Raw genomic sequence first — 12,135 nt, 5'->3', positions numbered from 1 at the left:
GTATTAGCGGATATTCCTCCCACATATGCGGAACCGGATGATTCCGCGCAGACTGCATTCTTGCGAACAACAGTAAAGACTAATTTTAGTCTTCGATTGTGATACCCATGCTACGTGCTGTACCTTCAACCATCAGCATTGCAGCTTCGATCGACGCTGCGTTCAGGTCAGGCATTTTTTGTTCAGCAATTTCACGAACTGCGGAACGTTTAACAACTGCAACTTTCTTCTTGTTCGGTTCGCCCGATCCTTTTTCGATCTTGGCAGCAACTTTCAGAAGAACTGCAGCCGGTGGAGTTTTAGTGATGAAAGTGAAAGAACGATCTTCAAACACGGTGATCTCAACCGGAATGATCAAACCTGCTTGATCTGCTGTGCGAGCGTTGAACTCTTTACAGAATGCCATAATGTTGACACCTGCTTGACCCAAAGCCGGACCTACTGGAGGAGCCGGATTCGCTTTACCAGCCGGGATTTGCAGTTTTACCATTTTGATTACCTTTTTAGCCATGTAAAACACCTCCTTGCGAATAGTGGTAGACGGACATCGCTGCCCTCCCACGTAAAACGCCGCAATTGCGGGCTAATGCCGCACAAACTGCGGTAAAAACCGGAAACACCGGTCAGAATCGGTACAGATTGCTCTGTCCCTATTCCCTGTGTCATCCTAGAAACCTGCTTATATCTTTTCCACTTGAGTATAATCCAGCTCAAGCGGGGTTTCCCGTCCGAACATGTTAACATGCACTCTGAGCTTGCTTTTGTCCACCAAAATTTCTTCCACGGAGCCAACAAAATTCGCAAACGGTCCAACTTTGATGCGTACGGATTCTTTGACCTCGAAGTCGATATGCTCCTTCGGCTGATCCATACCCATATGTTTGAGAATTTGTTCCACTTCTTCCGGCAGCAGCGCAGTCGGCTTAGAGCCTGAACCGGTCGAACCGACAAAGCCGGTTACGCCAGGCGTATTGCGTACTACATACCAGGAGTCGTCAGTCTGGATCATTTCAACAAGCACATAACCAGGGTAAACTTTACGCATAACGGTTTTTTTCTTACCGTCTTTGTTTACCAATTCTTCTTCCATCGGAACAAGAACCCGGAAAATCTTGTCTTCCATGCCCATCGACTCAACGCGTTTTTCCAAATTGGCTTTGACTTTGTTTTCATACCCGGAATAAGTATGAACGACGTACCATCTTTTTTCCATATCAAGCCACCTGGAACCCTTCTTAAATTATCGCTTCGATCACAGCGGAAATGCCGATGTCCAAAACCCAAAAATAAATGCCGACAAACAGAATCGTACCAATAACGATCAGCGTGTAGTTGGTCAGCTCTTTACGATTAGGCCAGCGAACCTTTTTAAGTTCAGCCCAGCTTTCGGAGAAAAAGGAAAACACAGACTTAAAGCTTCGTGCCACGATTACACCTCCAAAAGACGATCTGGTTAAACGAAGACCGCATCCAGACCCAAAGAGTCTGGTTTGCTCTTCATTCCCATGTGGTCAGGGTGGTTACGCAAGTTGTCAGGCACGCCATTCTTCAAAGCAAATAAAGATTGGCACACTTAAAAACAGGCGATTTTTGGCCTACCTAAAACACTTTAGCATAGCACCCTTACACTGTCAACGAATATTAGCGTTTGTTTCACAAAAATTTTCCGACTTGTCACATCATTATTTCCGGCGCAAACCGCCGTATTTTACAGGAGCAGCGGCAAAATAAAAAAGACTCCATGATAGAGTCTTCACTTGGTTGCTGTTCGGAGTTCAGTTGTCGTCACGTACTTCCAAATAGCGTTCCAGCTTGCGTTTTACACGCTGCAACGCATTATCGATCGACTTCACATGGCGACATAGATCAATCGCGATTTCCTGGTAAGAGCGTCCATCCAAATACAGCATTAGCACTTTGCGTTCCAGCTCGCTGAGAATTTCGGACATTTTATCTTCAAGGCCGGTAAATTCTTCCTTGTTGATGACCAGTTCTTCGGGATCGGACATCGGTGAGCCACAGATCACATCGAGCAATGTACGATCGGAATCTTCGTCATAGATCGGCTTGTCCAGAGAGACATACGAATTGAGTGGAATATGCTTTTGCCGAGTCGCTGTTTTGATCGCCGTAATGATCTGGCGGGTAATACATAGTTCGGCAAACACCTTGAACGAAGACAGTTTATCGTTTTTGAAATCGCGAATCGATTTGTACAAGCCAATCATGCCTTCCTGTACGATATCCTCGCGATCGGCACCGATAAGAAAATAAGACCGAGCTTTTGCACGCACGAAGTTTTTATACTTGGTAATCAAGTATTCCAGCGCTTCGGAATCACCATGACGGACGGCTTCTACAAGATCTTCATCACTCTGGTAATCATATGGTGATACCATGATATCTTTGAGGTCGACACTCACAAACAATCCCTCCGGTTGCAACGCAAGGTCTCCGTTACCCTATAAAATATAGCATCAGTATATATTATGTAACCTCACATCGTCAACCGAATTTACGCCATTTAACACGGGATTGCACACCTATATGTTCGTATTGCCCTAAACAAGAACAGGGGTTCGTAGATGAGCTGTCATCCTATTGACAGCTCACTCTCCCCTGCGCCATTTTTCAAACATGATTCGCTGCTGGGCATTCAGCTTTCCATCGAGCGTATTCCGGTTACTATCCTGCTGTTGCTCGCGCAGACGCTCCTTGATTTCTTTTTCGCTAATCTGCACTTCGATCAGCAGTTCACGCGCCGACAATCGCAATGCCCCCTGACCGAAAATGACATGCTGTTCGGTCATATCGCTAGTGGCGACATAAATCTGTCGGCGTCGATGCTTAAGTTGTCCGACAAAACGCTCGATCGCTTCGTCCGCCGTTTCCTTTTCCTTTGTAAAATACAGTTCGACTTTACCCTGCTCATACACTTTGCCAAGCCCGGGCACTCGATATGCGTCAAATACGGCGATGACACGGCGTCCGGAAAATGCCTGATAATTCGCCAGCCGTTCCAGCAGACGGTCACGCGCCTCCTGCAAACTGATTTCGGAAAGCTTGGCAAGCTCCCCCCAGGCTCCGATCATATTGTAGCCGTCCACCAGCAGCACGTCCCGAAGATCGGCCATCGCCTCTACCCGAGCGACTGGCGGCGACGCAGCACTTCATACATGATGACACCAGCCGCTACCGAAGCGTTGAGCGAGTTGATCTGACCTTGCATCGGCAGCTTGACGAGCACATCGCATTTCTCGCGGATCAAGCGCCCCATCCCTTTGCCTTCATTACCGATTACGATCGCTACCGGGCCGGTAAATACATCTGCTTGATACAGATTGCTGTCCGTATTCACATCCGTGCCGACAACCCAGACGCCTTGCTCCTTCAGGCGATCGATCGTTTGCCCGAGATTAGTCACACGCGCTACCGGCACATATTCAACCGCTCCGGCGGATGTTTTGGACACGGTGGCAGTAATCGATGCCGAGCGGCGCTTTGGAATGACGACGCCATGCACACCGGTACAATCGGCTGTTCGTAAAATAGAGCCGAGATTGTGCGGGTCCTCAATTTCATCCAGCAGCAGCAAAAATGGCGCTTCACCGTTCGCAGCCGCCGCAGCGAGAATATCTTCCACTTCGGCGTAGGCGTACGGTGCCGCCTGTGCGATAATGCCCTGATGTTGTACGCCTGGCACAAAGCTGTCCAGCTTGCGCTTATCCACATACTGGATCACAATACCTTTTTCTCTCGCTTCGGTTACGACAGGCTGCACCAGATTTTTTTGCGCGCCATCAGCGATCCAAATTTTATTGATGCTTCTTCCGGCACGCAGCGCTTCCGTAACGGAGTGCTTGCCGGCGATATATTCTTCTTCCATTTGTTTTCCTCCTGTAATGTAAATCGCGTTCGCATTGCTCATTCATTACCCGCTTTGACGATGAGTGCATAATGTTTCGACTCACGGTGCCAGCAAACATTATATTCAAAACGGAAGCAGCCGCACCTGCTCAAGGCTTGGGCGGCTGCTCCAGATGCTGTATTCCTGCGGTAATCAGCTCCAGCAAGCGCTGCTGATGTCCCTTGTAGTATAAATAACCAAGCAGGCATTCCCATGCCGTCGCATAACGATAATCAAGCACGCTAGCATTTTTCGGCACCGTACCGGATTTGGCATTACGTCCTTGTCTAGTCATGCTCGCTTCTTCCTCGGTAAGCTGTGGCTCCAAATAGAGTAGCATTTTCGCCTGTGCGCCTGCCGACACATAACTAGTCGACAGGCGATGCAAATAGTTCGGACGTAGATTTTTGCCGGATAACAAATACTGGCGCACCGCCACTTCATGAATCGCATCACCGATATACGCCAGCGCCAGCGGTGGCATCTGCTCCAATGGACGGGATATTGCGAACGGAAACCACATGAGCGGCTGTTTCGGATCGGAAGATGTCATAAGCTGCTCCCTCCGTTCATTTGCGGCGCCATCTCATGCCTTGCGGTGTATCTTCTAGCAAAATGCCTTGCGCGGACAATTGATCGCGAATTTCATCGGAACGCGCCCAATTTTTGTTGCTGCGCGCTTCGGTACGCTCGGCAATTAGCTTTTCTACGTCTTCATCGAGCAATTGCTCGTCTTCCCAATACAGGCGCAACACTTCGTTCATTTCGTCGAACAGCGACAGCAGCGCTGTAAGCGATGCTTGTTGTACAACTTCGCGTTGCAGCAACTGGTTCGCTTCGTTCACCCATTCAAATACGGCTGTAATTGCATCCGGCGTATTGAAATCGTCCTGCATTTTCTCATGGAACAAGGCGCGAATCGCTTCCAGCCGTGCAGCTAGCGCCTCATCTACCGGTGCCGCCGTATCCGAAGCGGACAGACGGTGCTTCACATTGCCAACCGCATTGGCGATCCGTTCAATGCTGTTCTCCGCCTGTGTCATCGTATCATCGGTATAGTTCAGCGGATTGCGATAATGCGTCGATAACATCAAATAACGAATCGCTGCTGGCTTGTGTGCGGCACGCAAATCTTTGACCAAAATGCCGTTGCCGAGCGATTTGGACATTTTCTCATCATCGATACGGATAAAGCCGTTGTGCATCCAGTAGTTGGACAGCGGCTTACCAGTGACTGACTCGGATTGTGCGCATTCGCATTCATGGTGCGGGAATTGCAAATCTTGACCGCCGCCGTGAATATCCAGCGTATCGCCCAAATAATGACGCACCATCGCAGAGCATTCGATATGCCAGCCTGGACGACCGTTGCCCCACGGGCTTTCCCAGAAAATCTCACCCGGCTTTGCCGCTTTCCACAGTACAAAATCCTCCGGGTTTTCTTTGCGTTTATCTACCTCAATCCGAATCCCGAATTGCAGCTCATCAAGCCTCTGGTTGGACAACTTGCCATAATCTTTAAATTTGCGCGTGCGGAAGTATACATCGCCTTCCTTCGCATAAGCGACATCTTTATCGATCAATGTGCTAATAAAATCAAGAATAACGTCCATATTTTCGGTGACACGCGGATGGATCGTAGCGCGGCGAATACCGAGCCCTTCCAGATCGGCAAAGTACGCATCGATAAAGCGTTCCGCCACTTCGATAACGGTCGTATTTAACTCCTCCGCTTTGCGGATTAGCTTGTCATCCACATCGGTAAAGTTAACCGCATAGTTCACTTTATATTGCTGATTTTCCAAATAGCTGCGCACGACATCAAAAAAGATCATCGGGCGTGCATTACCGATATGAATATAATCATACACGGTCGGTCCGCACACATACATTTTCACTTCGCCAGGTACTTGACTGACGAAATCTTCTTTTTGGCGACTCATCGTATTGTAAATTTGCAATGCCATACGTTCATCCCTTCCTCTGTTCCAAAGCGAATCATAGCGATTCGACTGTTCGGCTGAATTGTGCTGTTATGATTATATCTGATAATGCTGCATATTAGCTGTGTGCGTCAGCGCCAATACGGCTGGCGCTAATTGATTTAGCAGGAATGACGATTATGCTCGCGCTTGCTCATCATCCGATGGTCAAGCTGACGTTGCTGTTGCTCCAACTCCTGCTTCAGCCGATCGATCTCAGCTTGCAGCTCCGCCAAGCGGGAGGCGACCGGATCGGGCATCTGGTGACTAAGCCGATCGGCGCGCTTGCCGTCTTTAATGACGATTTTGCCGGGAATGCCAACTACGGTGCTATTGGCGGGCACTTCGCGCAGGACGACTGAATTGGAGCCGATGTTAGCATTCGAACCGACGGAAAAGGAGCCGAGAATTTTCGCGCCGGAGCCGACAACGACGTTATTGCCGATCGTCGGATGGCGTTTGCCTTTTTCCTTACCTGTACCGCCGAGCGTTACCCCTTGATAAATGACCACATCGTCGCCAATTTCGCACGTTTCCCCGATCACGACGCCCATCCCATGATCGATAAACAGGCGTTTGCCGATCGTCGCCCCCGGATGAATTTCGATCCCGGTCATAAAACGGCTCAGCTGTGAAACGACACGCGCAATCGTAAAAAATCGTCTGTTGTAAAACCAGTGCGCAAGCCGGTGCGCCCAGATTGCATGCAACCCTGAATAGGTAAAAATGACTTCAAACCAGCCCCGCGCAGCGGGATCATTATCGAACACGGCGCGGATATCGGATTTCAAATTGGTCAGCATTGGATTACCTCTCTTTGCTTGCACTCATTAAAAAACGCCCCGGCAGCCAGTGATGGCTGCAGAGGCGTCGATTTACGCGGTTCCACTCTGCTTGGACAAATGGGCGATCTCAAATCGCCTGACTGCACATCCGTAAACGACAGCACTTGCCCAACTTATACAGTCCGTAACGGAGGACTAGACGGCAAAGCCTACTTCTTCGCCACCGCTTTCACTCAAAATGGGTAAAAGCAGGCGGGAACGTTCGGCTCCGCAGCTCACAGGTGCATTTTCCAACTGGATGAAGTAGATGATTCGCAGCGATCCGCTGTCATGTAGCGGATTCATCCTCTCTGAGACTTCATACACAGCTGTACTTTTCCTGATCATTGCCATTGTATATGCGATATATGACTACGTGTTGTAACGTTAAACGTATAACCACAATGAATCACTGTTCAGGTGATCATTATAACGGACTATGCGCCAATAAACAATATCCTTTTCGTCAGGAGCCTTTGATCTGTGCTTCCAGACGCGCAATAACACGATCGCGGCCGAGCAAATAGATCGTATGGTTCAAATCGCGGCCATGCATTTCGCCAGTCAGTGCTACGCGGATCGGCATAAATAGCTGTTTGCCTTTATAACCGGTTTCTTTTTGCACTTCTTTGATCAGCGTTGCTGCTATCGTTGGGCTGAACTCATCCGCAACTTTAATTTTGTCCAGCAATGCTTGCAATACCGTGTTCACATGTTCTTCACCGAGCAATTGCTGTGCTTCGGCATCAAGCTGCAAATGGGAACGGAAAAACATCGCTGACAGATCAACGATATCGGATACAGACACCATTTGCTCCTGATACAGAGCTACTAGATCATATGCCCATGCCTGCTGTTCTTCGCTCAGTTCCGCCGGCAGACGACCTGCTTTTTGCAAATGCGGAATCGCCAGCGCCGTAATGCGGTCGGTATCGGCTTTTTTGATATACACATTGCTCAAGTGATCCAGCTTGTTTGTATCAAATACCGCCGGGCTGCGGGACAGACGCTTCGCATCAAAAATGTTAATCAGTTCTTCACGCGAGAAAATTTCTTCTTCGCCTTCCGGTGACCAGCCGAGCAGCACGATAAAGTTAAACAGCGCTTCAGGCAAGTAACCGAGCTGATCATATTGCTCGATAAACTGAATGATCGATTCGTCGCGTTTGCTTAGCTTTTTGTGATTGTCGCTGACGATCAGTGTCATATGACCGAATTGCGGCGGTTCCCAGCCTAGCGCTTCATAGATCATGAGCTGACGCGGCGTATTGGAAATATGATCTTCCCCACGCAACACATGGGAAATTTGCATCAAGTGGTCATCGAGCGCTACCGCGAAATTGTACGTCGGAATGCCGTCTTTTTTTACGATTACGAAGTCGCCGGTATCTTCTGTCGTAAACGAAATTTCGCCTTTAACGATATCGTTAAACGTGTACGTTTTGTTAGCTGGCACACGGAAACGAATACTCGGTACGCGACCTTCGGCTTCATAAGCTGCACATTGCTCTGCGGTCAAATCACGATGTTTGCCAGAGTAACGCGGCGTTTCGCCACGGGCGATTTGTTGTTCGCGCTCTTGTTCCAGCTCCGCTTCAGTGCAGTAGCATTTGTAAGCTAAGCCGCGATCTAGCAAGTCTTGCCAGTACTTACGGTAAATATCAAGCCGCTCAGTTTGACGATACGGGCCGTATTCGCCGCCTACGTCAATACTTTCATCCCAGTCGATACCGAGCCATTTCAGATAGGAAAGCTGGTTTTCTTCGCCGCCTTCTACATTACGTTTTACATCCGTATCCTCGATACGAATAATGAATTTACCACCCTGACTGCGGGCAAACAAATAGTTAAACAATGCGGTACGCGCATTACCGATATGCAAATGCCCGGTTGGGCTTGGTGCATATCGCACACGAATTTCAGTAGACATATTGATTTCCTCCGATTCAACAAAGTTGTTACAGATGTCCCTACGCAGAAGCTGTTTGGAGCTTGGGAGACTGTATGCTCGCTTCATCCATTCGCTGTTAACGGTATACTGCTCTAATAAGCATACGAACAACAGCATACTGTACCGCTCGCATACAAGCGCGTATTACAGTTTACGCTTCTTTGACGAGACAAATGACCGCCTGCGTCGCGATGCCTTCACCACGTCCAGTAAAGCCGAGCCATTCGGTTGTCGTTGCTTTCACATTGACTTGATCGACTTCCGCTTCCAGTACAGAGGCGATCACTTCCACCATCTGTGGAATATACGGTGCCATTTTTGGCTTTTGCGCGATAATGGTCGCATCGACATTGCCAAGCCGATAGCCACGCTCTCGAATAAGCCCCCACACATGCTGAAGCAGTTTTACGCTATCCGCATCTTTAAATGCCGGATCGGTATCTGGAAAATGCTTGCCGATATCACCCAGTGCCAGTGCGCCCAGCGCTGCATCGGCAATCGTATGCAGCAGCACGTCGGCGTCGGAATGTCCGAGTAGCCCTTTTTCATATGGAATCGTCACTCCGCCAATAATACATGGGCGGCCCTCGACCAGCTGATGCACATCAAATCCTTGTCCTATACGAATCATCCATTATTCTCTCCCTTGCGAGCAAGTAAATATGCAGCATAATCCAGATCGTCCGGAGTGGTCAGCTTTATATTCGTATAGCTACCTTCAACAACAGTAATCGGTATGCCAAGCCGTTCTATCAGCATCGCATCATCGGTGCCACGAAAACCGCTTATATCCGCTTGTTCATGTGCGGTAAGTAACTCGGTATAACGAAACGTCTGCGGTGTCTGAATCGCCCATAATGTGCTGCGATCAGGCGTACCCGCGATATGCAGATTGGCATCTACCTGTTTGATCGTATCTTTGACTGGCACCGCTAATACGGAAGCGCCGACTTGCTGTGCTGCCTCCAAACAGCGCTGAAGCTGCTGCTCAGTCACAAATGGACGCACACCATCATGCACCATCACCCAATCCGCTGTCAGCTGTTGCAGTCCCAAATAAACGGATTGCTGACGATCATAACCGCCAGCCACAACCTTTACAACTTTGTGCAGTCTATATTGCTCTATCCATTGCTGACAACGCTCCCGATCGTCCGCTCCTGTAACGACGACGATCTCGTCCACAAGTTCCGAACGTTCAAACACTTCCAGTGTATGTATAATGATCGGCTTGTTTTGGAGCCTGAGATATTGCTTGCTTTCCACCGTGCCCATACGCGAGCCTTTACCCGCTGCGACGACGATGATTCCAGCTTTTTGTGCCATAATCCCCATCCTTAACGATTGCTTTTCGCCGTCTTCTGTGACTGAACAGATGGCTAAACAGCATCTGAATTCCATTCTTTAATAATATACCCGTCTGCACCCGCAGCACAACAGCGAATAAGGATGATGACCGTATGAGCACATGCACTACTAGCGATGTAATCGCTATTTTAACGCTCAAACGCAGTCTTGCTTGCCGTTACTGTCCGGTTGCCGAATCATACGGACGGGCGAAGATCATACGTCCACTAGCTGTTTGCAGTACACTCGTAATGATCACTTCCAACTCACGGTTCATATACGCTCGCCCTTGCTCCACCACGATCATCGTACCATCGTCCAGATGAGCAACACCTTGCCCTGCCTCTTTACCGACACGGGTAATTTGCACCTGTAATAACTCTCCGGCAAGCAGCGGTAGCTTTAGCCGTGCGGCGAGACGATTGATCGACAACACACGGATACTATACAGACCGGCAATCTGCTCCAAATTGCGATCATGGGTCAGCAGCACCGCCTTACGCGCCGCCGCTAGCTGCACCAACCGCTCATCTGCGCTTAACTTATCCGAATAATGTGTAGTAGCGAGTTCCAACTCAATACCGGGCAATGTGTGGAGCCGGGTTAATGTATCTAGACCCTTTCTGCCGCGTTGACGACGCAACGTATCTGCTGAATCGGCGATAAGCTGTAACTCCTGTACGATAAAATCAGGCACGATCACAACTCCACCTATAAATCCGCATTCGATTATACTTTCGATGCGTCCATCAATCGCAATATTAGCATCCAGTACACTGATCGTAGGCAACGCTGCTAAAACGGTCTGCTCTGCCGCTGTCATAGATGGCTGTAACATGTCCGTATGCTCACCATTTGATTGTTGGTCACGTTGACACCGACCTTGACCGTCTGCTCCTGCTGTCACTTGCGTAAGCTCAATTGTAGGCATTAGCTCTCCCGCGCGCTCATAACCTATACGCAATCCTACATAACCGAGCGTCAGCATCAGAAAGGTGCGCACCGCCTCATATATAGGCTCCCACCAACTGATCATGATAGCACCAAGCCAACCGAGCACCAGACCGAACGATAAGCCACATAAACCGACGATCACACTATTAATCGGCATCGTGAGTACGTGCAAACGCCACTTTTCCAGCATGATGAGCACATAGCGGAGTAGCAGCGACAACAATAATACAGCCATTAAAATAAATGCAAGCTCGCTAAATGTGCGCAGCGGCGTCTGCTCTCCATCCCATATTACCGTATTCCATTGCCATAATTGATCAAGCATCGATCGCTCTCCTTTACTATTATTCATTCCAATAAAAAAAGCATTCATTTCCCCAACGAAATCGAGAAATAAATGCTTTTTAATCGTGTGCGTCGCTGCGGGCGGTGTTCGCTTAACGTAGCGACTCTTTGGATGAATTGTCTTCATCGCGCTGAGTCCGCCGCTGTCGGCGCATCAATTTGCGAATATTCTGTTTAAACCCATACAATGCATACAAAGCAAGTGGTACAAAAATAAGCTTGGACACCTGATCCGGGTACATAATCGCAATAAAGATTGCGGCTGCGATTACAACCGGTGCGAGCCATAATGCTTTTTTCGGAATGCCGATTTTTTTGAAATTTGGATATCTGACTTGGCTGACCATCAAATACGACAACATAAATGTACTGATGATCATATAAGGTGTAGATACTTCATTATGGAAAAGCGACAACGTTGCCAGTACGCCACCAGCTGCCGGAATCGGCAATCCGGTAAAATAACCCGGTACCCCGGCTTTGACATTAAATCTAGCCAAACGCATCGCTCCACACATCGGGAAAATCAATGCCGCTGTAATGGCAAGCACAGGGTTAATGTCTCTGAATACCATATCGTACATAATGACAATCGGTGCTACACCAAATGAAACAAGGTCGGACAGTGAATCCAGCTCTTTACCAAACTCGCTCTGAGCATTAAGCGCACGCGCCATACGTCCGTCCAGACCATCCATTAACATTGCTACAATGACCATAATAGCCGCCAGACTATAATTGTCATTCAGCGCTAGTAAAATAGCCAACATTCCAAGTCCTAAGTTAAATAGCGTACATAGGTTTGGAATTGATTTTGTTATCATC

Annotated in this window: 15 protein-coding genes; all 15 read right to left on the bottom strand. The window is 48.6% G+C overall.

What is annotated here, in order from left to right; genetic code table 11:
- Positions 1–85: 85 nt before the first annotated feature.
- The 15 genes from rplK to pssA all read right to left on the bottom strand — a co-directional run bounded on the left by rplK (position 86) and on the right by pssA (position 12,134).
- Positions 86–511 carry a 50S ribosomal protein L11 gene (gene rplK / locus U1I11_RS20435; RefSeq protein ID WP_026136396.1) on the bottom strand — a complete coding sequence of 142 codons (426 nt, stop codon included), beginning with the start codon at positions 509–511 and terminating at the stop codon, positions 86–88.
- The gene (locus U1I11_RS20430) at positions 496–666 is read right to left on the bottom strand and encodes a hypothetical protein (RefSeq protein ID WP_322907979.1); all 171 of its coding nucleotides are present in this window, start codon (positions 664–666) and stop codon (positions 496–498) included. Before U1I11_RS20430 ends, rplK begins: the two co-directional genes overlap by 16 nt.
- A 13-nt stretch (positions 667–679) precedes the next feature.
- Positions 680–1,213, bottom strand: coding sequence for a transcription termination/antitermination protein NusG (nusG, locus tag U1I11_RS20425; RefSeq protein ID WP_322907978.1), 534 nt, complete (start codon positions 1,211–1,213; stop codon positions 680–682).
- A gap of 22 nt (positions 1,214–1,235) precedes the next feature.
- Positions 1,236–1,427 carry a preprotein translocase subunit SecE gene (secE, locus tag U1I11_RS20420; protein ID WP_188777936.1) on the bottom strand — a complete coding sequence of 64 codons (192 nt, stop codon included), beginning with the start codon at positions 1,425–1,427 and terminating at the stop codon, positions 1,236–1,238.
- A gap of 348 nt (positions 1,428–1,775) precedes the next feature.
- A complete protein-coding gene (gene sigH / locus U1I11_RS20415) occupies positions 1,776–2,423 on the bottom strand; it encodes an RNA polymerase sporulation sigma factor SigH (RefSeq protein WP_322907977.1) in 648 nt (215 codons plus the stop codon).
- Between the two features lie 186 nt (positions 2,424–2,609).
- Positions 2,610–3,134, bottom strand: coding sequence for an NYN domain-containing protein (locus tag U1I11_RS20410; RefSeq protein WP_322907976.1), 525 nt, complete (start codon positions 3,132–3,134; stop codon positions 2,610–2,612).
- Positions 3,135–3,139: 5 nt separating this feature from the next.
- Positions 3,140–3,886, bottom strand: a complete 747-nt coding sequence (gene rlmB / locus U1I11_RS20405) for a 23S rRNA (guanosine(2251)-2'-O)-methyltransferase RlmB (RefSeq protein WP_322907975.1) — start codon at positions 3,884–3,886, stop codon at positions 3,140–3,142.
- 130 nt (positions 3,887–4,016) lie between these two features.
- Positions 4,017–4,460, bottom strand: coding sequence for a Mini-ribonuclease 3 (locus tag U1I11_RS20400; RefSeq protein ID WP_322907974.1), 444 nt, complete (start codon positions 4,458–4,460; stop codon positions 4,017–4,019).
- 16 nt (positions 4,461–4,476) lie between these two features.
- Positions 4,477–5,874, bottom strand: a complete 1,398-nt coding sequence (gene cysS / locus U1I11_RS20395; RefSeq protein WP_322907973.1) for a cysteine--tRNA ligase — start codon at positions 5,872–5,874, stop codon at positions 4,477–4,479.
- A 137-nt stretch (positions 5,875–6,011) separates the two neighbouring features.
- Positions 6,012–6,692: a serine O-acetyltransferase gene (cysE, locus tag U1I11_RS20390; RefSeq protein ID WP_322907972.1), complete on the bottom strand. Its 681-nt coding sequence runs from the start codon at positions 6,690–6,692 to the stop codon at positions 6,012–6,014.
- Positions 6,693–7,179: 487 nt separating this feature from the next.
- Positions 7,180–8,643: a glutamate--tRNA ligase gene (gene gltX, locus U1I11_RS20385; RefSeq protein ID WP_322907971.1), complete on the bottom strand. Its 1,464-nt coding sequence runs from the start codon at positions 8,641–8,643 to the stop codon at positions 7,180–7,182.
- Positions 8,644–8,815: 172 nt separating this feature from the next.
- The gene (ispF, locus tag U1I11_RS20380; RefSeq protein ID WP_322907970.1) at positions 8,816–9,295 is read right to left on the bottom strand and encodes a 2-C-methyl-D-erythritol 2,4-cyclodiphosphate synthase; all 480 of its coding nucleotides are present in this window, start codon (positions 9,293–9,295) and stop codon (positions 8,816–8,818) included.
- A complete protein-coding gene (gene ispD / locus U1I11_RS20375) occupies positions 9,292–9,990 on the bottom strand; it encodes a 2-C-methyl-D-erythritol 4-phosphate cytidylyltransferase (protein ID WP_322907969.1) in 699 nt (232 codons plus the stop codon). Before ispD ends, ispF begins: the two co-directional genes overlap by 4 nt.
- A 199-nt stretch (positions 9,991–10,189) precedes the next feature.
- A complete protein-coding gene (locus U1I11_RS20370) occupies positions 10,190–11,290 on the bottom strand; it encodes a PIN/TRAM domain-containing protein (protein ID WP_322907968.1) in 1,101 nt (366 codons plus the stop codon).
- Positions 11,291–11,402: 112 nt separating this feature from the next.
- Positions 11,403–12,134: a CDP-diacylglycerol--serine O-phosphatidyltransferase gene (gene pssA / locus U1I11_RS20365; RefSeq protein WP_322907967.1), complete on the bottom strand. Its 732-nt coding sequence runs from the start codon at positions 12,132–12,134 to the stop codon at positions 11,403–11,405.
- Position 12,135 lies beyond the last annotated feature (1 nt).

The sequence above is a fragment of the Paenibacillus campi genome (assembly GCF_034659835.1).
Taxonomy (GTDB): Bacteria; Bacillota; Bacilli; order Paenibacillales; family Paenibacillaceae; genus Saccharibacillus; species Saccharibacillus campi.
The sequence above is the reverse complement of the archived record's forward strand: the minus strand, read 5'-3'. Positions and strand labels throughout refer to the sequence as shown.

Excerpts from the sequence above, each read along its gene's own strand:
- rplK (WP_026136396.1), bottom strand. The coding sequence starts at position 511 with ATGGCTAAAAAGGTAATCAAAATGGTAAAACTGCAAATCCCGGCTGGT.
- pssA (WP_322907967.1), bottom strand. The coding sequence starts at position 12,134 with ATGATAACAAAATCAATTCCAAACCTATGTACGCTATTTAACTTAGGA.
- U1I11_RS20370 (WP_322907968.1), bottom strand. The coding sequence starts at position 11,290 with ATGCTTGATCAATTATGGCAATGGAATACGGTAATATGGGATGGAGAG.
- ispD (WP_322907969.1), bottom strand. The coding sequence starts at position 9,990 with ATGGCACAAAAAGCTGGAATCATCGTCGTCGCAGCGGGTAAAGGCTCG.
- U1I11_RS20430 (WP_322907979.1), bottom strand. The coding sequence starts at position 666 with ATGACACAGGGAATAGGGACAGAGCAATCTGTACCGATTCTGACCGGT.
- U1I11_RS20410 (WP_322907976.1), bottom strand. The coding sequence starts at position 3,134 with ATGGCCGATCTTCGGGACGTGCTGCTGGTGGACGGCTACAATATGATC.
- gltX (WP_322907971.1), bottom strand. The coding sequence starts at position 8,643 with ATGTCTACTGAAATTCGTGTGCGATATGCACCAAGCCCAACCGGGCAT.
- U1I11_RS20400 (WP_322907974.1), bottom strand. The coding sequence starts at position 4,460 with ATGACATCTTCCGATCCGAAACAGCCGCTCATGTGGTTTCCGTTCGCA.
- cysE (WP_322907972.1), bottom strand. The coding sequence starts at position 6,692 with ATGCTGACCAATTTGAAATCCGATATCCGCGCCGTGTTCGATAATGAT.
- cysS (WP_322907973.1), bottom strand. The coding sequence starts at position 5,874 with ATGGCATTGCAAATTTACAATACGATGAGTCGCCAAAAAGAAGATTTC.
- ispF (WP_322907970.1), bottom strand. The coding sequence starts at position 9,295 with ATGATTCGTATAGGACAAGGATTTGATGTGCATCAGCTGGTCGAGGGC.
- nusG (WP_322907978.1), bottom strand. The coding sequence starts at position 1,213 with ATGGAAAAAAGATGGTACGTCGTTCATACTTATTCCGGGTATGAAAAC.
- rlmB (WP_322907975.1), bottom strand. The coding sequence starts at position 3,886 with ATGGAAGAAGAATATATCGCCGGCAAGCACTCCGTTACGGAAGCGCTG.